Source organism: Desertivibrio insolitus (genome assembly GCF_017355965.1).
GTDB lineage: Bacteria > Actinomycetota > Actinomycetes > Actinomycetales > Microbacteriaceae > JAFIQW01.
This window is the reverse complement of sequence record NZ_JAFIQW010000004.1, coordinates 403,246-424,302: the sequence shown is the minus strand read 5'-3', so window position 1 is coordinate 424,302 and position 21,057 is coordinate 403,246. Positions and strand designations below refer to the sequence as shown.

At 69.8% G+C, this 21,057-nt stretch carries 16 protein-coding genes; 2 read left to right on the top strand and 14 right to left on the bottom strand.

Features of this window, described 5'->3' with window-relative positions; all coding sequences use genetic code 11:
• Positions 1-60: 60 nt before the first annotated feature.
• The 3 genes from uvrC to uvrB all read right to left on the bottom strand — a co-directional run bounded on the left by uvrC (position 61) and on the right by uvrB (position 7,114).
• Positions 61-1,962, bottom strand: a complete 1,902-nt coding sequence (gene uvrC, locus JUB10_RS11540) for an excinuclease ABC subunit UvrC (RefSeq protein WP_207456831.1) — start codon at positions 1,960-1,962, stop codon at positions 61-63.
• Position 1,963: 1 nt separating this feature from the next.
• Positions 1,964-4,876, bottom strand: a complete 2,913-nt coding sequence (uvrA, locus tag JUB10_RS11535; RefSeq protein WP_307859204.1) for an excinuclease ABC subunit UvrA — start codon at positions 4,874-4,876, stop codon at positions 1,964-1,966.
• Positions 4,877-5,047: 171 nt separating this feature from the next.
• Positions 5,048-7,114, bottom strand: a complete 2,067-nt coding sequence (gene uvrB / locus JUB10_RS11530) for an excinuclease ABC subunit UvrB (protein WP_207456827.1) — start codon at positions 7,112-7,114, stop codon at positions 5,048-5,050.
• 131 nt (positions 7,115-7,245) lie between these two features.
• Here uvrB and JUB10_RS11525 point away from each other — a divergent pair, with 131 nt between their 5' ends.
• Positions 7,246-7,896: a histidine phosphatase family protein gene (locus tag JUB10_RS11525; protein WP_207456825.1), complete on the top strand. Its 651-nt coding sequence runs from the start codon at positions 7,246-7,248 to the stop codon at positions 7,894-7,896.
• 98 nt (positions 7,897-7,994) lie between these two features.
• Here JUB10_RS11525 and coaE read toward each other — a convergent pair whose 3' ends face one another.
• The gene (gene coaE / locus JUB10_RS11520; protein WP_207457085.1) at positions 7,995-8,603 is read right to left on the bottom strand and encodes a dephospho-CoA kinase; all 609 of its coding nucleotides are present in this window, start codon (positions 8,601-8,603) and stop codon (positions 7,995-7,997) included.
• Positions 8,604-8,627: 24 nt separating this feature from the next.
• Between coaE and JUB10_RS11515 the strand changes: the two genes are divergently transcribed.
• Positions 8,628-9,239: a DUF4126 domain-containing protein gene (locus JUB10_RS11515; RefSeq protein ID WP_207456823.1), complete on the top strand. Its 612-nt coding sequence runs from the start codon at positions 8,628-8,630 to the stop codon at positions 9,237-9,239.
• Here the strand turns inward: JUB10_RS11515 and rpsA are convergent.
• The 10 genes from rpsA to polA all read right to left on the bottom strand — a co-directional run bounded on the left by rpsA (position 9,236) and on the right by polA (position 21,013).
• Positions 9,236-10,678, bottom strand: a complete 1,443-nt coding sequence (rpsA, locus tag JUB10_RS11510; RefSeq protein ID WP_207456821.1) for a 30S ribosomal protein S1 — start codon at positions 10,676-10,678, stop codon at positions 9,236-9,238. The genes JUB10_RS11515 and rpsA overlap by 4 nt on opposite strands.
• Before the next feature lie 208 nt (positions 10,679-10,886).
• Complete coding sequence (locus JUB10_RS11505; RefSeq protein ID WP_207456819.1) at positions 10,887-12,557, bottom strand: DUF885 domain-containing protein; 1,671 nt, start codon at positions 12,555-12,557, stop codon at positions 10,887-10,889.
• Positions 12,558-12,796: 239 nt separating this feature from the next.
• On the bottom strand, positions 12,797-13,066 hold the full coding sequence (locus tag JUB10_RS11500) for an HPr family phosphocarrier protein (RefSeq protein WP_207456817.1): 270 nt from the start codon (positions 13,064-13,066) through the stop codon (positions 12,797-12,799).
• Between the two features lie 26 nt (positions 13,067-13,092).
• Entirely contained in the window at positions 13,093-14,130 is a 1,038-nt protein-coding gene (locus tag JUB10_RS14940; RefSeq protein ID WP_207456815.1) for a zinc-dependent dehydrogenase, read from the bottom strand.
• A 21-nt stretch (positions 14,131-14,151) separates the two neighbouring features.
• A complete protein-coding gene (locus JUB10_RS11490) occupies positions 14,152-14,622 on the bottom strand; it encodes a PTS sugar transporter subunit IIA (protein WP_207456813.1) in 471 nt (156 codons plus the stop codon).
• Positions 14,623-14,624: 2 nt separating this feature from the next.
• A complete protein-coding gene (locus JUB10_RS11485) occupies positions 14,625-14,933 on the bottom strand; it encodes a PTS sugar transporter subunit IIB (protein ID WP_207456811.1) in 309 nt (102 codons plus the stop codon).
• A gap of 27 nt (positions 14,934-14,960) precedes the next feature.
• Positions 14,961-16,160, bottom strand: a complete 1,200-nt coding sequence (locus JUB10_RS11480; protein ID WP_207456809.1) for a PTS mannitol transporter subunit IICB — start codon at positions 16,158-16,160, stop codon at positions 14,961-14,963.
• A 47-nt stretch (positions 16,161-16,207) separates the two neighbouring features.
• On the bottom strand, positions 16,208-17,161 hold the full coding sequence (gene pfkB, locus JUB10_RS11475) for a 1-phosphofructokinase (protein WP_207456808.1): 954 nt from the start codon (positions 17,159-17,161) through the stop codon (positions 16,208-16,210).
• Positions 17,158-17,919, bottom strand: a complete 762-nt coding sequence (locus JUB10_RS11470; protein WP_207456807.1) for a DeoR/GlpR family DNA-binding transcription regulator — start codon at positions 17,917-17,919, stop codon at positions 17,158-17,160. The genes pfkB and JUB10_RS11470 overlap by 4 nt, the downstream gene beginning before the upstream one ends.
• A gap of 427 nt (positions 17,920-18,346) precedes the next feature.
• Positions 18,347-21,013 (bottom strand): DNA polymerase I, encoded by a 2,667-nt coding sequence (gene polA, locus JUB10_RS11465; protein ID WP_207456806.1) that lies wholly within the window; start codon positions 21,011-21,013, stop codon positions 18,347-18,349.
• Positions 21,014-21,057 lie beyond the last annotated feature (44 nt).

Below are 21,057 nucleotides of genomic sequence, written 5' to 3'. Positions count from 1 at the left end.
GCCTCGGCGGCCCGTCCCACGGCGCCCGGCGTCCCGTGCAGCAACTCTAGTCATCGCGCCTCAGGCCCTGAGCCGCTCGTAGATCGCTCTCGCGGTGGTGGGGCCGACGCCCTTGGCTTCGGCGATCTCGCTCTCGGTCGCGGACTTCAGCCGCTTGACCGAGCCGAAGTGCTTCAGCAGCTCCTTGACCCTGGCCGGTCCGAGGCCGGGGATCTCGGAGAGCACGCTCGAGATGTCGCGTCCGCGCTTCTGCCGCTGGTAGCTGATCGCGAAGCGGTGGGCCTCGTCGCGGATGCGCTGGAACAGGAACAGGGCGTCGCTGTTGCGCGGCAGGATGACGGGGAAGTCGCTGTCGGGCAGCCAGATCTCCTCGAGGCGCTTCGCGATGCCGCAGAGGGTGATCCCCTCGACGCCGCTCTCGTCGAGGGCGCGCTTCGCGGCGGCGACCTGGGGTTGGCCGCCGTCGACGATGAGTAGGTTCGGCGGGTAGGAGAACTTCTTCGGCTTGCCCTCGTCGGCGGCCTCGTCGCGGTTCTCCTCCTCGGGGTCGCGGAGGTAGGCGAGGCGTCGGGTGAGCACCTGGTACAGCGACTCGGTGTCATCCGTCGACTCGGCGATGGAGAAGCGGCGGTACTGGTCCTTGCGCGGGAGGCCGTCCTCGAACACGACCATCGACGCCACGATGTTGGTGCCCTGCAGGTGGGAGACGTCGTAGCACTCCATCCGCAGGGGCGCGTCGTCCATGCCGAGGGCGTCCTGGATGGCGCTCAGCGCCTCGGAGCGGGCGGTGAAGTCGGCGCTGCGGCGCATCTTGTAGAGCGTGAGGGCCTGCGCGGCGTTCTGCGTCGCGGTCTCGAGCACGCCGACCTTGTCGCCGCGCTGCGGGACGAGCAGTTCGACCCGGCCGCGGTCGCGCCGGTCGGTGAGCCACTCCTCGAGCTGGTCGCGGTCCTCGGGGTACACCGGCACGATGATCTCCCGCGCAGGCTCGTCGCCCTCCTCGTAGGCGCTCTGCAGGATCGAGTCGACGAGACCGCCGGTGTCGATGTCGAGCTCCTTGTCGACGACCCAGCTGCGCGTTCCGCGGATGCGGCCGCCGCGCACGACGAACTGCTGCACCGAGGCGGCGAGCTCGTCCTCCGCGATGCCGAAGACGTCGGCGTCGACGTTGTTGCGCAGCACGACGGCGCTCCGCTCGAGCACGGCGGTCATCGCCGCGATGCGGTCGCGGGCCTTCGCCGCCGTCTCGTAGTCGAACTCCGCGGCCGCCTGTTTCATCAGGCGCTCCTGCTCGGTGATGAAGCGCCGGTCGTTGCCCGCCATGAACGAAGCGAACTCCTCGACGATGCGGCGGTGCTCCTCGATCGTGACGCGGCCGGAGCACGGCCCCCCGCAGCGGCCGATCTGGCCGGGGAAGCAGGGGCGACCGGTCTGCATCGCGCGCTTGTAACTGGCGTCCGAGCACGTGCGGATCGGGAACGCCTTGATCATCAGGTCGATCGTCTCCCGCACCGCCCAGATCTTCGGGTACGGCCCGAAGTAGCGGGCGCCCTTGATGCGGTGATTGCGGGTGACGATGACCCGGGGAGCCTCGTCCGCCATCGTCAGCGCCATGTAGGGGTACGACTTGTCGTCCCGGAACTTGACGTTGAAGGGCGGGTTGAACTCCTTGATCCAGGTGTATTCGAGCTGCAGCGCCTCGATGTCGCTGCCGACGACGGTCCACTCGACCTTCGCGGCGGTGAGCACCATGCGGCGCGTGCGCTCGTGCAGGCTGTACAGCGGCGCGAAGTAGTTGTTCAGCCGCTGCCGGAGGTTCTTCGCCTTCCCGACGTAGAGCACTCGCCCGTTGGGGTCGAGGAAGCGGTACACGCCCGGATCGGTCGGAATCTCTCCCGGCCGGGGCCGGTAGTCGACGGTCTGGGTGCGCGGGAGGGTTGTTGCGGAGGGGTAACGAGCCATGTCAGGCGGCCGTACCCGCCTTCTGACGCTCGCCGTGCACCCGCACCGGCTCCGTGCCGAGGATCTCCTCGAGGAAGCGGCCGGTGTGGCTCTCGGGAACCCGCGCGATCTGCTCCGGAGTGCCCGTCGCGAGGATCGTGCCGCCGCCGGCGCCGCCCTCGGGGCCGAGGTCGATGATCCAGTCGGCGCTCTTGATGACGTCGAGGTTGTGCTCGATCGTGATCACGGTGTTGCCCTTGTCGACGAGCCCGTTGAGCACCATCAGGAGCTTGCGCACGTCCTCGAAGTGGAGGCCCGTCGTCGGCTCGTCGAGCACGTACACGGTGCGCCCGTTCGAGCGGCGCTGCAGCTCGGTCGCGAGCTTGACGCGCTGCGCCTCGCCACCCGAGAGGGTCGTGGCGCTCTGACCGAGCCGCACGTAGCCGAGCCCGACGTCGACGAGCGTCTTCAGGTAGCGGTGGATCGCGCTGATCGGCTCGAAGAACTCGGCGGCCTCGGCGATTGGCATGTCGAGCACCTCGGCGATGTTCTTGCCCTTGTAGTGCACCTGGAGGGTGTCGCGGTTGTACCGCGCTCCCCCGCACACCTCGCACGCGACGTAGACGTCGGGCAGGAAGTTCATCTCGATCTTGATGGTGCCGTCGCCCGAGCAGTTCTCGCAGCGGCCGCCCTTGACGTTGAAGCTGAACCGGCCGGGCAGGTAGCCGCGGGCCTTGGCCTCGACGGTCTCGGCGAAGAGGGTGCGGATGCGGTCGAAGACGCCCGTGTACGTCGCCGGGTTCGAGCGCGGCGTGCGCCCGATCGGAGCCTGGTCGACGTGCACGACCTTGTCGAGGTCGTCGAGTCCGCGCACCCGGGTGTGCTTGCCCGGGATCTGGCGGGCGCCGTTGAGGTTGTTGGCGAGCACCTTGTAGAGGATGTCGTTGACGAGCGTGCTCTTGCCCGAGCCGCTGACCCCGGTGACCGCGACGAACGCGCCGAGCGGGAAGTCGACCGAGACGTTCTGGAGGTTGTTCGCCCGGGCGCCCTCGACCGTCAGCTGCCGCTTGCGGTCGATCTTGCGGCGCTTCTTCGGCACCTCGATCGCGCGCCGGCCGGCGATGTAGTCGCCCGTGACCGACTTGCGGTTGGCGATGAGCGCGTCGTAGTCGCCCGAGTGGATGACCTCGCCGCCGTGCTCCCCGGCCCCGGGGCCGATGTCGACGATCCAGTCCGCGGTGCGGATGGTGTCCTCGTCGTGCTCGACGACGATGAGCGTGTTGCCGAGGTTCTTGAGCTTGACGAGGGTGTCGATGAGGCGGCGGTTGTCGCGCTGGTGCAGCCCGATCGAGGGCTCGTCGAGCACGTACAGCACGCCGGTCAGGCCCGACCCGATCTGGGTGGCCAGGCGGATGCGCTGCGCCTCGCCGCCCGAGAGCGACCCGGCCGACCGCGACAGGGTGAGGTAGTTGAGCCCGACCTCGATGAGGAACTCGAGGCGGGCGCGGATCTCGCGCAGCACGGCCGCGGCGATGTGCGCCTCGCGGTCGGTGAGGCGGAGCATCTGCATGAAGTCGTACGTCTCGGCGAGGCTCAGCTCGGCAACGTCCGCGATGCTGCGCTCGTGCACGAGCACGCTCAGCACCTCGGGCTTCAGCCGCTTGCCCTTGCAGACGGGGCACGGCACCTCGCGCAGGTACTCGCCGAAGCGGGCGCGCTGCGTGTCGGTCTCGGCCTCGAGGTACTTGCGCTCGATGTAGGGAATGACGCCCTCGAAGCCGGTGGAGTACTTCATCTCGCGGCCGTAGCGGTTGCGCCACTTGACGACGACCTCGAAGTCGTTGCCCTTGAGCACCGCCTCCTGCACGTCCTCGTTGAGGTCGCGCCACGGGGTGTCGAGCGAGAAGCCCAGGTCGCGGGCGAGTCCGTCGAGCAGCTTGCCGAAGTAGTTGAACAGGCCCTTGCCGGAGTTGGTCCACGGCAGGATCACGCCGTCGTTGAGGCTCAGCTCCTCGTCGCCGAGCAGCAGGTCGGGGTCGACCGCCATGCGGGTGCCGAGGCCGGAGCACTCGGGGCAGGCGCCGAACGGCGCGTTGAACGAGAACGTGCGCGGCTCGATCTCGGAGAGCTGGAGCGGGTGCCCGTTCGGGCAGGACAGCTTCTCGCTGAACGTGCGCCAGGCCTTGTCGCCCTCCTCGTCGACGTAGTTGATCGTCACGAGCCCGTCGGTGAGCCGCAGCGCGGTCTCGAGGGAGTCGGTGAGGCGGGTCAGGATGTCGGGGCCGGCGACGAGACGGTCGACGACGACCGAGATGTCGTGCTTGATCTGCTTCTTCAGCTTCGGCGGGTTCGTGAGCTGCACCATCTCGCCGTCGACGATCGCGCGGGAGTACCCGGATGCCGCGAGCTCCTTGAAGAGGTCGACGAACTCGCCCTTCTTCTGCGAGACGACGGGGCTCAGCACCTGGTAGCGGGTGCGCTCGGGCAGGGCCATGAGCTGGTCGGCGATCTGCTGCACCGACTGCTTCTCGATCCGCTCGCCGCAGATCGGACAGTGCGGTACGCCGATGCGCGCCCAGAGCAGACGCATGTAGTCGTAGATCTCGGTGATCGTGCCGACGGTCGACCGCGGATTGCGGTTGGTCGACTTTTGGTCGATCGACACGGCGGGGCTCAGGCCCTCGATGAAGTCGACGTCGGGGCGGTCGACCTGGCCCAGGAACTGGCGGGCGTACGCGGAGAGCGACTCGACGTAGCGGCGCTGGCCCTCGGCGAAGATCGTGTCGAAGGCGAGCGAGGACTTGCCCGATCCGGAGAGCCCCGTGAACACGACGAGAGAGTCGCGCGGGATCTCGAGATCGACGTCCTTGAGGTTGTGGACGCGAGCGCCCCTCACGGAGAGCTTGTGGGAGCCTTCGACAGACGAGATCGACACTCTGTCAATTGTACGAAGACCACCGACATCGCCGCCGGACGTTCGCCCTCGGCGGCATCCGGTTGCTGGTGCCGGACTCCGGGCGGGCCGTTTCCGCCCCATTCGCTGGGCTGGAGAGAAGCGGGGCGGCGGATGCCACGGCGCACGCGCTCCGCAGCATCCGCTCGTCGGCTAGATGTGGCCGGCCGCGCTCATCTGCCGCAGCTCCTTCTTGAGGTCGGAGACCTCGTCGCGGAGTCGCGCGGCGAGCTCGAACTTGAGCTCGGCCGCCGCCTGCAGCATCTGCTCGTTGAGGTCGGCGATGACGGACTCGAGCTCGTTCGCGCCCTGGGCGGCGAGCCCTGTCGTGCGGAGGTTCGGCGTCGGCGACTTCTTCTTGCCGCCGTCGCGCCCCGCGAGCAGGGCGGCCGTGTCGGCGCCCTCGCGGGCGAGCAACTCGGTGATGTCGCCGATCTTCTTGCGCAGCGGCTGCGGGTCGATGCCCCGCTCCTCGTTGTACGCGATCTGCTTCGCCCGGCGCCGGTTCGTCTCGTCGATCGCGAGCGCCATCGAGTCGGTCAGCGTGTCGGCGTACATGTGCACCTGGCCCGACACGTTGCGCGCCGCGCGGCCGATCGTCTGGATGAGCGACGTCGACGAGCGGAGGAAGCCCTCCTTGTCGGCGTCGAGGATCGCGACGAGCGACACCTCCGGCAGGTCGAGGCCCTCGCGCAGCAGGTTGATGCCGACGAGGACGTCGTAGACGCCGGCGCGCAGCTCGGTGAGCAGCTCGACCCGGCGCAGCGTGTCGACGTCGGAGTGCAGGTACCGCACCCTGACGCCGTGCTCGCCGAGGAAGTCGGTGAGCTCCTCGGCCATCTTCTTGGTCAGCGTCGTCACGAGCACGCGCTCGTCGCGCTCGACGCGCAGGCGGATCTCCTCGAGCAGGTCGTCGATCTGCCCCTTCGTGGGCTTGATGACGATCTCGGGGTCGACGAGGCCCGTCGGACGGATGATCTGCTCCACGACGGAGTCGGTGATGCCGAGCTCGTACCGGCCGGGGGTCGCCGACAGGTAGACCTTCTGGCCCACGCGGTCGAGGAACTCCTCCCACTTGAGCGGGCGGTTGTCCATCGCGCTCGGCAGGCGGAAGCCGTGTTCGACGAGCGTGCGCTTACGCGACGCGTCGCCCTCGTACATCGCGCCGATCTGCGGCACGGTGACGTGCGACTCGTCGATCACGACGAGGAAGTCGTCGGGGAAGTAGTCGAGCAGGCAGTGCGGCGCCTCACCGGGCGCGCGGCCGTCGATATGCCGAGAGTAGTTCTCGATGCCGTTGCAGAAGCCGATCTGCTCCATCATCTCGATGTCGAACTGCGTGCGCATGCGGAGGCGCTGCGCCTCGAGGAGCTTGCCCTGCGACTCGAGCTCGCGCAGCCGCTCCCCCAGCTCCTCCTGGATCGTTGTGATCGCGCGGCGCATCGTCTCGGGGCTCGCCGCGTAGTGCGTTGCGGGGAACACGGACACGGCGTCCATCTGCTTCAGCACGTCGCCCGTCAGCGGGTGCAGGGAGTACAGCGCCTCGATCTCGTCACCGAACATCTCGATGCGGATCGCGTGCTCCTCGTACATCGGGATGATCTCGATGGTGTCGCCGCGCACGCGGAACTTGCCGCGCGAGAAGTCGATGTCGTTGCGCTGGTACTGCATGCCGACGAAGGCGCGGACGAGGCGGTCGCGGTCGATGCGCTGACCGACCTGCAGCGCGACCATCGCCTCGAGGTACTCCTCCGCGGCGCCGAGGCCGTAGATGCAGGACACCGTCGACACGACGACCACGTCGCGCCGGCTGAGCAGGGAGTTGGTCGTCGAGTGCCGCAGCCGCTCGACCTCCGCGTTGACCGACGAGTCCTTCTCGATGAAGGTGTCCGTCTGCGGCACGTAGGCCTCTGGCTGGTAGTAGTCGTAGTAGCTGACGAAGTACTCGACGGCGTTGTTGGGCATGAGGGCCCGGAACTCGTTGGCGAGCTGAGCCGCGAGCGTCTTGTTGTGCGCGAGCACGAGCGTCGGCCGCTGCACCTTCTCGATGAGCCAGGCGGTCGTCGCCGACTTACCGGTACCCGTCGCGCCGAGCAGCACGACGTCGGTCTCACCGGCGTTGATGCGCTGCGCGAGCTCCTCGATCGCCGCGGGCTGGTCGCCGCTCGGGGCGTACTCGCTCACGACCTCGAACGGGCGCACGGAACGAGTGGTCTTCATGGCTCCCAGTGTAGGAACGGCCACCGACAGCGGCCGGGGCGTTCACCGCAGGCGGACGGATGACGCAGGAGTCAACCCCTTCCGTCCGTGCCCGGCGTCCGCCCGGCTGGACGATCTATGGTCGAAGGAGAATGCGACTACTCCTCATCCGGCACGGCCAGACCCCCAGCAATGTCCTTGGCGCCCTCGACACCGCGGCGCCCGGCCCCGGCCTCACCGAGCTCGGTGAGCGCCAGGCCGCCGCGATCCCCTACGCGCTCGAGGGAGAGCGCATCGACGCGATCGCCGTGAGTCCGCTCGTGCGTACGCACCACACGGCCGCGCCGCTCGCCGAGGAGCGCGGACTCGAGCCCCGGGTCGTGCCCGGGCTGGAGGAGATCGAGGCTGGCGACCTCGAGATGCGCACCGACCGCGAGGCGCAATGGCTGTACATCTCCACGGTGCTCTCGTGGCGCGACGACATGGCGCCCCGGATGCCGGGCGGCCCGAGCGGCCACGAGTTCTTCGCCCGCTACGACCGGGCCATCGCCGAGGCGGTCGACGGGCACGAGGCGGTCGCCGTGTTCAGCCACGGCGCCGCGATCCGAGCGTGGGTCGCCGGGCGCGGACGCAACCTCGGCCTCGAGGACGCCCTGGGACGGGAGCTCGACAACACCGGCATGGTCGTGCTCGAGGGTGACCCCGACTCGGGCTGGGACGTGCGCAGCTGGAGCGAGGACCCCATCGGCGGGCTGCAGCTCGCCGACATCGGGGCGGACGACCCGACGGGCGAGCCCGTCTGATCCCCGCGGACCAGCCCGGCTGAGTCGGCGCGGCCCCGTGCCGGTCGCAGGACGAGCGACGCGGGCCAGGTCATGACGCGGGCGTGCCCGCTGCCGCGTCACGCCGCGGCGCGCGCCCGCCGCCACAGGTCGTCGGCCTGCTCGAGCGTGTGCTCGAGGGTGCCGGAGGAGTCGATCACGACGTCGGCGATCGCGAGGCGCGCGTCGTCGTCGATTTGAGCCCGGATGCGCCGCTCCGCCTCGTCGCGCGCCATGCCGCGCAGCTCGACCATGCGCTGGACCCGCGTCGGTGCCGGCGCGTGCACGACCGCGATGAGGTCGAACTCGAGCTGTCGCTCCGCGCGGCCCTCGGCGAGCAGCGGCACGTCGTAGACGATCACCGCGTGCGGGTCGTCCGCGGCGGCGTCGGCGATCAGCTCCTTCACGCGCCGCCACACGGCGGGATGGGTGATCGCGTTGAGCGCGAGCCTGCGCTCCTCGTCGGCGAACACGATCGCGCCGAGTGCAGGACGGTCGAGCGTGCCCTCGGCCGTGATCACGGCCTCGCCGAATTCGCGCCGGATGGCCTCGAGGCCCGGAGTGCCGGGCTCGACCACCTGCCGGGCGATCACGTCGGCGTCGATGTGCACGGCGCCGTGCGACGCGAGACGGGCCGCGACGACCGACTTGCCCGAGGCGATTCCGCCGGTGAGCCCGATCAGGTACACGAGGGCCGAGGCTAGCATCGGGTCATGGTGGAGTTCCTCACGGGAGCCGGGCTCGCCGCCGCGGCGGGCCTGAACGCCTACGTGCCGATGCTGCTGCTCGGACTGCTCGACCGCTTCACGGGTCTCGTCGCGCTGCCGGACGCCTGGGCGTGGCTGTCGAACGAGTGGGTGCTCGTCATCCTGGGTGTGCTGCTCGTGTTCGAGGTGGTCGCCGACAAGGTGCCCGCCGTCGACAGCGTCAACGACCTGTTGCAGACCGTCGTGCGCCCGGCATCCGGGGGCATCGTCTTCGGCTCCGGAACCGCGGCCCAGACAACGACCGTCAGCGACCCCGCCGAGTTCTTCTCCTCGAACGCGTGGGTGCCGGTCGTCACCGGCGTCGTGCTCGCGCTGGTCGTGCACCTGGTGAAGGCGGCGGCGCGACCGGCGCTCAACGCGATGACGGGCGGCCTCGCGGCCCCCGCCGTGAGCGCTCTGGAGGACGTGGGCAGCGTCGCGCTGGCGGCATCCGCGGTGCTGCTGCCCCTGCTCGTGGTCGTGCTGCTCGCCGGACTCGTCGTGCTCGTGGTCTTCGTGGTCCGGGAACGCCGAAGGGCCCGGCGTCGGAACGCCGGGCCCTCCAGGGGTACTGCTTAGGAGTTGCTCGAGAGCCGCTCGCGAAGCGCCGCGAGCGACGCGTCGTCGGCGAGCGTGCCGGCCGAGCTGGACTCCGCGGAGTACGAGGTGGTGCCGCTGTCGCGGGCCTCCTCGGCGTTGGCCGCGGCGACCTGGCGCTTGTGCGCCTCCCAGCGAGCCTGGGCGGCAGCGTAGTCCTGCTCCCACTTCTCGCGCTGGGCCTCGAAGCCCTCGCGCCACTCGTTGGTCTCCGGGTCGAAGCCCTCGGGGTACTTGTAGTTGCCCTGCTCGTCGTACTCCGTGAGCATGCCGTACAGCGCCGGGTCGAACTCGGTGCCCTCGGGGTCCACGCCCTCGTTGGCCTGCTTGAGGCTCAGCGAAATGCGGCGACGCTCGAGGTCGATGTCGATGATCTTGACGAAGACCTCGTCGCCGACCGACACGACCTGCTCGGCGAGCTCGACGTGCTTGCTCGACAGCTCCGAGATGTGCACGAGGCCCTCGATGCCGTCGGCCACGCGGACGAACGCACCGAACGGCACGAGCTTCGTGACCTTGCCCGGCGCGACCTGACCGATCGCGTGGGTGCGGGCGAAGACCTGCCACGGGTCCTCCTGCGTCGCCTTGAGCGACAGGGAGACGCGCTCGCGGTCGAGGTCGACCTCGAGGATCTCGACGGTGACCTCCTGGCCGACCTCGACGACCTCGCTGGCGTGCTCGATGTGCTTCCAGCTGAGCTCGGAGACGTGGACGAGACCGTCGACGCCGCCGAGGTCGACGAACGCACCGAAGTTGACGATCGACGAGACGACGCCCTTGCGAACCTGACCCTTGTGCAGGTTGTTGAGGAACGTGGTGCGGCTCTCCGACTGCGTCTGCTCGAGCAGGGCGCGGCGGGACAGCACGACGTTGTTGCGGTTCTTGTCGAGCTCGAGGATCTTCGCCTCGATCTCCTGGCCGAGGTACGGCGTGAGGTCGCGCACGCGGCGGAGCTCGATGAGCGAAGCCGGGAGGAAGCCGCGGAGTCCGATGTCGACGATCAGGCCGCCCTTGACGACCTCGATGACCGAACCGGTCACGACGCCGTCGGCCTCCTTGATCTTCTCCACGTCGCCCCAGGCACGCTCGTACTGAGCGCGCTTCTTCGACAGGATGAGACGACCCTCCTTGTCCTCCTTCTGGAGGACGAGGGCCTCGACGCTGTCGCCGACCTGAACAACCTCGCTCGGGTCGACGTCGTGCTTGATGGAAAGTTCGCGCGAGGGGATGACACCCTCGGTCTTGTAACCGACGTCGAGGAGGACCTCGTCGCGGTCGATCTTCACGACGGTGCCCTCGATGAGGTCTCCGTCGTTGAAGAACTTCAGAGTCTTCTCGACCGCGGCAAGGAAATCTTCAGCAGATCCGATGTCGTTGATCGCAACCTGCTTGGCTGCCTTCTCGGTCGTAATGGTGGTCATGTAGTGGGTGCTCCAGATATGGACATGATCGGGCCGTGACGACGGTGGTGCTTGTTGTTGCCGCACGGCAGGCGGATAGGGGTCGCTAAGCAAGCGACAGCCCAGACTAGCCGGTGGATCCGGCCGGTCACAACCGCCTGTGACACAGACGGCAACCGATGCAACGGGGCGGGCCGAACCGGTATTCCGCCCGCCCCGTCGCGGCGGGTCAGCCGAGCAGCGCCTGACGGAGCGTGTCGAGGCCCACTCCCCCGAGGTCGAGGGCGTTGCGGTGGAAGCGCTTCATGTCGAAGGCGTCGCCCTCGCGCTCGCGATAGGCGTCGCGGATCTGCTCCCACAGGCGCTGGCCGACCTTGTACGACGGCGCCTGTCCGGGCCAGCCGAGGTAGCGGTTGACCTCGAAGTGCACGAACTCCTTCGACATGTTGACGTTGCGTCCCATGAAGTCGAAGGCGTACTCGGCGGTCCAGGTGCCGGAGCCGTCGGGCAGCGGCTTGCCGAGGTGCACGCCGATGTCGAGGACGACGCGGGCGGCGCGCATCCGCTGCCCGTCGAGCATGCCGAGCCGGTCCGCCGGGTCGTCGAGGTAGCCGAGCTGCTCCATCAAGCGCTCGGCGTAGAGCGCCCAACCCTCGGCGTGACCCGAGGTGCCGGCGAGCTGGCGCCGCCAGGTGTTGAGCTTGGCGCGGTTGTAGACGGCCTGGCCGATCTGCAGGTGATGGCCGGGCACGCCCTCGTGGTACACGGTCGTGAGCTCGCGCCAGGTCGCGAACTCCGTGACGCCGGCGGGGACGGACCACCACATGCGGCCGGGCCGCGAGAAGTCGTCGGTCGGGCCGGTGTAGTAGATCCCGCCCTCCTGGGTGGGGGCGATCATGCACTCGAGGGTGCGGATCTCCTCGGGGATGTCGAAGTGGGTGGCCCCGAGCTCGGCGACGGCGCGGTCGCTCGTCTCCTGCATCCAGCGCTGCAGCGCCTCGGTTCCGACGAGCTTGCGCGCGGGGTCGGCGTCGAGGTACGCGACGGCCTCCTCGACGCTCGCGCCCGGCTTGATCTCGTTCGCGATCGACTCCTGCTCGGCGACCATGCGCGCGAGCTCCTCGATGCCCCACTCGTAGGTCTCGTCGAGGTCGATCGTCGCGCCGAGGAAACCGCGGGAGTGCAGCGCGTACAGCTCGCGGCCCACGCCGTCCTGCTCGCGCCCGGCGGGCAGCAGCTCGGTCTCGAAGAACTCGGCGAGGGTGCCGTAGGCGGATGCCGCGGCGCCGGCGCCCTTCGCCAGGTCGGCGCGGAGGCTCTCCGGCAGCTCGCCCTGCTCGGGCGCGGCGCCCGCGGCGAAGGTCGCGAAGAACCCGTCGGACGCGGCGTTCTTGCGCAGCTGCTGGAGCACCTCGCCGACCTGACGGCGGGCGGGCGTCGAGCCCTTCTCGATGCCGAGCCGCAGGGTCTCGATCCAGCCCTCGACGGCGGCGGGCACGGCGGAGAGGCGGCGCGCGATCGTGCCCCAGTCCTCCTCGGTGGCCGTCGGCATGAGGTCGAACACGTCGCGCAGCTCCTGCGCGGGCGAGGCGATGACGTTGACGTCGGAGAGGTGGGTGAGGGCGTCGGACTTCTCGATCGCCAGTTCGAGCTCGGCGCCGAGGTCGGTCTGGGTCACGCGGTCGACGTCGTCGACGGGCTGCTCCGCCCGGAGGTCGGCGAGGGCCGCCTTCGCGGCGCTGATGTAGGTCTCGTGTCCGGCGGGCGAGAGGTCGCCGAAGCGGTGGTCGTTCTCACGGCGGCCGATGTAGGTGCCGACGGTGGGCTCGAGGTCGACGAGGGTGTCGACCCACCGCTCCGCGACGGCGTCGATCGGCGTGGGAGTGCGGTCAGTGGTCATGACTCAACAGTAGGGCTGTCCGGAACACCGGCCCGCGCGGGCGGCAGCAGCGGAAGTCGCCGCGGCCGCCGGGATCCGGCGGGAGTAGCGGGCGCGGGGCCGAGGCGATCGAGATCGGCGCCGAGCGAGCGCTCGTACGGGCCCTGACCACGCTCGAGCACCGTGCCCGCGAACGGCACGGGCCCCGCGGCATCCGGAACTGGGAATCCGATGCCGCGGGGCCCGTGGGCTCCGTCGTGCTACTGCTTGTCGAGGTCGGTGTTCAGCAGCTCGACGAGGCTGTCGAGGGCGGCGTCCGCGCCGTCGCCCTCCGCGCTCAGGGTGACCTCTTCGCCGTGGCCGATGCCGAGCGAGAGCACGCCCAGGATGCTGGCGGCGTTGACGCTCTTGCCCGCGGCGGAGGTCAGGGTGACCGGCACGCCGGTCTTCGCGGCCGCCTGCGAGAAGAGCGAGGCGGGGCGGGCGTGCAGACCGACGCTCGAAGCGACGGTGACGGTGCGTTCTGCCATGGGATTCCTTCCGTTGATGGTGAGCGCTACGGCTCGATGGTGACCTTGATCGCCTCGCCGCGCTCGACGATCGCGAAGGCGTCGAGCAGGCGGTCGAGGGGAAGCGTGTGGGTGATGAGGTCGGCCACCGGCACGCGGCCGGAGCCGATGAGTTCGAGGGCGGCCTTGTTCTGGGCGGGGCTCGAGCCGTTGACGCCGACGATCGTGAGCTCGCGGTAGTGCACGAGGTTCGCGTCGACCGTGATCGTCGACGCGTCCTTCGGCAGACCGCCGAAGAGGCTGAGCCGGCCGCGGCGCGCGAGCATCCGAAGTCCCTGCTCCTGGGCGGCGGCCGAGGCGGCGGCGGTGATGACGACGTCCGCGCCACGGCCACCGGTCGCCTCGAGGACGGCCTCGACGGGGTCGTCGCCCGCGGCGAGGGCGAGGTCGGGCGCGACGAGGGCGGTCGCCGCGGCGAGTCGCTCCGCGTTCATGTCGAACAGCAGCACGCGGGCGGCGCCGCGGGCGCGGGCCAGGCGCACGTGCAGGCATCCGATCGGGCCAGCCCCGATCACGACGACCGTGTCGCCCTCCCCCACCCGGGCGAGCTCCTGGCCGTTGAGCACGCACGCGAGCGGCTCGGCGAGGGACGCCTCGGCGAAGCCGAGCGTGTCGGGGATGCGGGTGAGCCCGTCGACGCGGAGCACCTGCTCCGGCACGACGAGGTACTCGGCGAAGCCGCCGGGGAACTGGTAGCCCGTCGAGCGCTGGTTGAGGCACACGGTCGGGTGCCCCGAGAGGCACTCGACGCAGGTCCCGTCGGGGACCGCGGCGATCATCTGCACGCGGTCCCCGACGTTCCAGCCCTCAACCCCGGCGCCGATCTCGACGATCTCGCCGGCGACCTCGTGACCCATCACCTGGGGCGCCGACATGTTCGGATGCCCGGAGCGGTAGATCTTGAGGTCGGTACCGCAGGTGGAGCAGTTGCGTACCCGGAGCTTCACCTCGCCCGCCGAGACGGCGGGCTCGGGGATCTCCTCGAGCCGGATGTCTCCCGGCGCGTAGAACGTCGCTGCTTTCACCTGTCGGTCGTGTCCGTCTCGCTACTCCGCGTCGTCCTCGTCGGAGGACTCGAGGAGCGCGTAGACTTCGTCGTTCGTCGTCGCGTTCCGCAGCGCCTCGGCCTTCTCGGGGTCGAGGAGCACGGTGGCGAGCTGCGAGAGCAGAGCGATGTGCCCGTTGCCCTTCGCGGCGATGCCGATCGCGACGCGCACGTCGTTGCCGTCCCAGTCGATGCCCTCGGGGTACCGGAGCACGACGAGGGCGTCCTTCTTGACGGACTCCTTGCCGGCGAGGGTGCCGTGCGGAATCGCGACACCCTCGCCGACGAACGTGGAGACGCTGTTCTCGCGCTCGAGCATCGCGTCGACGTACGACTCCTCGATCGCGCCGGCCTCGAGGAGGACCTGCCCGACCTGGCGGATCGCGTCGTCGCGGCTCGCGGCACGCTCGTCGAGCCGGATGGACTCCGGCGCGATGAGGTCCGTCAGCGCTGCGGGGCTACCGTCCGTCATCCTCAGACCTCGACGGTCTCGCCGGACTGGATGGCCTTGACCACCTTCGTCACGGCGGGGTCGCCCATGAACAGCTGGAACGGCACGACGGGCACGCCGGGCACCGTCGAGCGCGCGCGGTCGGCGAGGCCGGCCTGCGTCACGACGACGTCCGCGTCGGCCGGGATGTTGGCCACGGGCGAGTGCTCGACCGTGACGCCCGTCTTCGCGAGCTGCTTCTTCAGGGTGCCGGCGAGCATCACGCTCGAGCCCATACCGGCGTCGCACGCCACGATGAGCTTCTTGATGCTCGAACCGTCGATGGTTGCCATGGTGTCTCCTTGTGTCGAGTCCGAGGACTAGGCGGTCGCTGCCTCGGGCTTGTTCTTGTTGCGCTTGCTCTGCGCCTTCGCCTCGTCGAGGTCCATCGCCGGCTCCTTCCGGCCGAAGCCGAGGAGAAGGGCGCCGACGCCGAACGCGACCGCCGCAGAAACGACGATACCCAGCAGGATGAAGACGATGTCCGACGGCGGGGAAACCAGCAGGTAGGCGATGATCGAGCCGGGCGAGGCCGGGCCGCGGAGGCCGACGCCGGTGAGGGCGAAGACGGCGATGCCGGAGGCGCCACCGAGGATCGCGGCGGCGAACAGCACCGGCTTCATCAGCACGTACGGGAAGTAGATCTCGTGGATGCCGCCGAGGAACTGCACGACGATCGCGGCGGGCACGGTCGGGCGGACGGCGCGGGGTCCGAAGAGCATCATCGCGAGGAGGATGCCGAGACCGGGGCCGGGGTTCGACTCGAGCATGAACAGGATGCTCTTGCCGGCCTCCTGGGCCTGGTCGGCGCCCAGCGGAACGAGGATGCCGTTACCGATCGCGTTGTTGAGGAACAGCACCTTCGCCGGCTCGATGATGATCGCGGCGAGCGGGAGCAGGTTGTTCGAGATCAGGAACCCGACGGCGGCGGCGAAGCCGTTGTTGATCGCCGTGACGATCGGGCCCAGGCCGTAGAGACCGACGATCGCCATGGCGCCACCGATGATGCCGGCCGAGAAGTTGTCGACGAGCATCTCGAAGCCGGAGCGGAGCTTGCCCTCGACGAGCTTGTCCCACTGCTTGAGGATCCACGCGGTGAGCGGACCGATGACGAGCGCGCCGAGGAACTGCGGTCCCAGGTCGGCGATCGACTCGGCCTGGCCGTAGGCGAGCGGCGTCAGGATGACACCGATCGTCGCGACCGCGCCGACGACGGCGCCGCGCTGGCCGTGCACGATGCGTCCACCGGTGTAGCCGATGAGGATCGGCAGGAGGAAGACGATGATCGGCCCGACGAGGGCCGCGGTCGTCGTCGCGAACGGCACGGTCGCGTCGGGGTTCTGGCTCACGAGACGCGCGATCTCGTTGATCCAGCCGTCGGGGATGAACAGGGCGGTGATGAGGCCCCAGGCGATGAACGCGCCGAGGTTCGGCATGATCATGCCGGCGAGGAACGCGCCGAACTTCTGTACTCGGGCGCGCCAGCCGGTCCCGGTGACCGTGGGCGTGTATTCGGACATTTCTGAGGTGCTCCTTCGATGCAGCGGATGGTGCGGGGTGGGGTGGGTCAGCCGGCCACGAGTGGCCGATCCAGGTCTGGTTGCCTCACCAGCTGGACGTTCGTGTAGTCGAGGTCGTCGGGGCCAGGCACGGCGCTCCCCGGCAGGGTCGCGGCGGCGGCGCCCCAGGCGAGGGCCTCGAGCAGCGCGGCGGGCTCGTCGGCCTCGTCGCGGGAGAACCTCGCGAGGAACCCCGCGAGGAAGCAGTCGCCCGCGCCGACGGTGCTCCGGGCGAAGTCGACGCGCGACTCCCCCACGAGCACGCCGCTCGGGCCGACGAGTACGGCGCCGTCGGAGCCGAGGCTGACGAGCACGCGTTCGACGCCCTGGGCGCGGACCCGCTCGGCCGCCGACACGACGTCGGAGAGGCAGTCGAGCGGCTCGCCGACGAGCTCGCTGAGCTCTTCGCGGTTGGGCTTCACGAGGCGCGGCCGTGCCTTGACGCAGGAGTGCAGTGCGGGGCCGCTCGTGTCGACGGCGAGGTGCGCGCCGGTCTCGGCAGCGGCGTCGAGCAGGGTGGCGAGGGCCGCCTCGGTGCAGTGCGGAGGCATGCTGCCGGAGAAGACGAGCCAGTCGCCGGCGCCGGCTGCGGCCGTGATGGCCGCCGCGATGGCCGCGACGTCGTCGATCCCGAGTTCGGGTCCCGGTTCGTTGAGCTTGGTGACGGTGCCGTCGGCCTCGGCGATCGTGATGTTCGAGCGGGTGCGCCCGGCGATCGGCACGACGCGCGCGACGATGCCGTCGAGCTCGAGCAGCCGGATCATGTCGGCGCCCTCTCCCCCGCCGAGCGGCAGTACCGCGACGCTCGGCACGTGGTTGACGGCGAGGGCGCGGGTCACGTTGACGCCCTTGCCGCCGGCCTCGAGGCGGGGCGCCCCCGTGCGCATGACGCCGCCGGGCTCCAGGCTGTCGATCTCGAGCGTGCGGTCGAGGCTGGGGTTGAGCGTGACGGTGACGATCACACGATCACCAGCCTCGGGCCGGCGTTCTCGACGTCGCCGGCGAGCTCGGCGTCGAGCCCGTCGTCGGTGATGATCGTGTCGACGGCCGAGAGCGGCGCGACCCGCGCGAAGTCCTCGCGGCCGAACTTGCTGGAGTCGGCGAGCACGACGACCCGGCGGGCGGAGTCCATGAGCGTGCGCTTGACGGCGGCCTCGGCGGTGTCGGGGGTGGTCAGCCCGCGCTCGAGGCTGATGCCGTTCGTGCCCATGAAGGCGACGTCGACGAAGAGCTCGGCGACCTGCGCGCGCGTCCACGCACCCACGGCGGCCTCTGTGCGGCCGCGCACCGTGCCGCCGAGGATGTGCAGCGTCACGTTGGGCTTCGCGATGAGGGCGGATGCCACGGCGATGGAGTTGGTGACGACCGACAGCTCCCGGTCGCTGGGCAGCAGGTGCGCGAGCCGCACCGTCGTCGTGCCGGCATCGAGGATGAGCGAGCCGCCGTCGGGCAGCTCGTCGAGAGCGGCGCGGGCGATGCGGTCCTTCTGCTCGGGGGCCTTGCCCTCACGCTCGGCGACGGCGGGCTCGACGCCGAGCCGCTCGACCGGGATCGCCCCGCCGTGGACGCGACGCAGCACGCCGCGGCGCTCGAGGGCGGTCAGGTCGCGGCGGACGGTCTCGGGAGTGACCGCGAGCTCGCGCGCGAGCCCCGCGACCTCGACACGGCCGCGCGAGCGAGCGGTGTCGAGGATCTGCTGGTGACGCTCCGGCGCGTACAAGGGCGGACTCCGTTGTCGTTGGTTCTCAGGTCGGCGGCAGTCACCGGACGTGTCCGTTTCGGTGTCTGTTCCCGCCTATGCAAGTCCGTTTGTGTCTGTATGTCAATTCCCTGGGAACGGCGTGTTGCCCGTACTTCCGCGTCCGTCGGTGAGCGGAGCGGACTTGTGGGTCGAGTCGAACTTCCGTTGCTGTTGCTTCCCACACTTCGCCGCGGCGAGGCGGCACGGAAGAGATTGCGGATGACACCCGGTCCTGTTAGCGGGCGCGGTGCGACCCATCGTCCGCCGAGCTTGGTGGGAGCCCTCTACGTCGAAGCGCTCTGCAGTTCGCCGGCCGCTCGAGCGCGAGCAGGGCAGCGAGAGCCGGGAGTCGGCAACGAGAGCCCGAGCCGGAGTCGAGCGGCCGGCCGTTCCGGTCGGGCGAGGCTCAGTGCGCGGCGGCGTCCCAGTTCGCGCCCGTGCCGACCTGCACCTCGAGCGGCACCTTGAGCTCCGCGGCGCCGGCCATGCGGCTGCGCACGACCTCGGTGAGCGCGTCGAGCTCGCCGGTGGCGACCTCGAACACGAGCTCGTCGTGCACCTGAAGCAGCATCCGCGAGCGGAGATCCCGCTGCCGTAGGTCGGCCGCGATGTCGAGCATCGCGCGCTTCAGGATGTCGGCGGCGGAGCCCTGGATGGGCGCGTTCAATGCGGCGCGCTCGGCGTTCTCGCGCAGCACCCGGTTCGTGGAGGTGAGGTCGCCGAACGGACGGCGGCGGCCGAAGATCGTCTCGGTGTAGCCGTCGATCCTCGCCTGCTCGACGACGTTGCGCAGGTAGTCGCGCACCGCGCCGAAGCGCGCGAAGTACGAGGCCATGAGCTGCTTCGCCTCGCTCGTGTCGATGCGGAGCTGCTTCGATAGGCCGAAGGCGCTGAGGCCGTAGGCGAGCCCGTAGGACATCGCCTTCACCTTGGTGCGCATGAGCGGCGTGACGTCCGCGGGGTCGACGTCGAAGACGTAGGCGCCGACGAAGCGGTGCAGGTCCTCGCCTTCGTTGAAGGCACGGATGAGGCCTTCGTCGCCGGAGAGGTGCGCCATGATCCGCATCTCGATCTGCGAGTAGTCCGCGGTGAGCATCGTGTCGAACTCGGGCCCGGCGACGAACGCCTGGCGGATGTCGCGACCGACGCCCGTGCGCACGGGGATGTTCTGCAGGTTCGGGTCGTTCGACGAGATGCGGCCCGTGCTCGTGCCCGTCTGGTCGTACGTCGTGTGGATCCGGCTGTCGCGGTCGACGCTCTTCTCGAGCGTCTCGACGATCTGACGGAGCTTCGAGGCGTCGCGGTGCTGCAGGAGGAGGTCGAGGAACGGGTGCGGATGCTGCTCCTGCAGGTCGGCCAGCGCTGCGGCATCCGTCGTGTACCCGCTCTTGTTGGCGCGGGTCTTCGGCATGCCGAGCTCCTCGAAGAGCACCTGCTGCAGTTGCTTGGGCGAGCCGAGGTTGAGCTCGTGACCGAGCACCTGGAAGGACTGCTGGGCGAGGTCGTTGGCCTTGTCGCCGAGCTCGGTGAGGAGGCGCTTCAGCAGGTCGTGGTCGACGGCGACCCCGTCGAGCTCCATGCGGGCGAGCACGGGGACGAGCGGGAGCTCGATCTCGTCGAGCACCCGTCGGGTGCCCTCCTCGAGCTGGATCGAGAGCTGCTCGGCGACGCGGACGACGTACCAGGCCTCGGTCGCGATGCTCGTCTCGTCGGTCTCGGGCACGAGCTGGTTCGGGTCGCCCTGCGGCAGGTTCTCACCGAGCAGGTCGTACACCTGGGTCGCGAGGTCCGGAGCCTTCTGCCCCGGGCGGATCAGCCAGCCCGCGATGCCGGTGTCGAAGGCGATACCGCGGAGCGGCAGGCCCGCGCGGGCGAGGGCCTTGTACTGCGCCTTCGCGTCGACGAGCAGCTTCGGGGCGTCGCTCGCGAGCCACTCCTCGAGAGCCGTGTAGTCGGGGCGACCGGGTGCCCACGGCACGTAGGCGGACTCGTGCTCGGTCGCGAGGCCGAAGCCGGTGACTCCGTTGATGCCGGTCTCGACGCGCAGCGCGACCGGCTCCGTGCCCTGCTTCGACACCGTCTGCAGCCAGTGCGCGAGCTCCTCGTCGACGAGGGTGCGCACGGCCGGGGCCTTGGGGGCGAGCTCGTCGGCGACCGGCGGCGCCCCGGCGGGGGTCGCTCCGTTGCCCTCGAGCTTCATCACGCGCTCGAGCAGGGTGCGGAACTGCAGCCGGCCGAAGATCTCGCGCACGGCGTTCTCGTCGATCGGGCGCCGCTCGAGGTCGTCCGGCCCGAAGGGCAGCTCGACGTCGGTCAGCAGGCGGTTGAGGCGGCGGTTGCGGACCGCGTTCTCCTTCTGGTCGCGCAGGTTCTGCCCGACGACGCCCTTGATCTCGTCGGCGTGCTCGAGGAGGTTCTCGAGCGAGCCGTACTGCTTGATCCACTTGACGGCGGTCTTCTCGCCCACCTTGTCGATGCCGATGAGGTTGTCGCTCGTCTCGCCGACGAGGGCCGCGATCTCGGGGTACTGGTGCGGTTCGATGCCGTAACGCTCGATGACCGCGTCGCGGTCGTAGCGCTTGAGCTCGGACACCCCGCGCGCGTTGGGGTACAGCAGCGTCACGTCGTCGTTGACGAGCTGGATCGTGTCGCGGTCGCCGGAGACGAGGAGCACCCGGTAGCCCTCGTCTGCGCCCTTCTTCGCGAGCGTCGCGAGGATGTCGTCGGCCTCGTAGTCCTCCTTGGTGAGGGTCGCGACGCCGAGCGCCTTGAGCGCCTCCTGCAGGAGCGGCACCTGTCCCGAGAACTCCGGCGGGGTCTCGCTGCGGGTGGCCTTGTACTCGGGGTAGTCCCGGGTGCGGAACGAGAACCGCGAGATGTCGAACGCGACGCCGAGGTGGGTCGGCTTCTCGTTCTGCAGCAGGAGCAGCAGCATCGAGATGAACCCGTGGATGCCGTTCGTGTGCTGCCCGTCACGGGTGACGAAGCTGTCGACGGGGAGGGCGTAGAACGCCCGGAACGCGAGCGAATGCCCGTCGATGACCATGAGGGTAGGCTTCGAGCTGTCCGGCACGGAGCCAGCCTAACCGCGCCCTCCGACGTCGCCCGACCGACTGC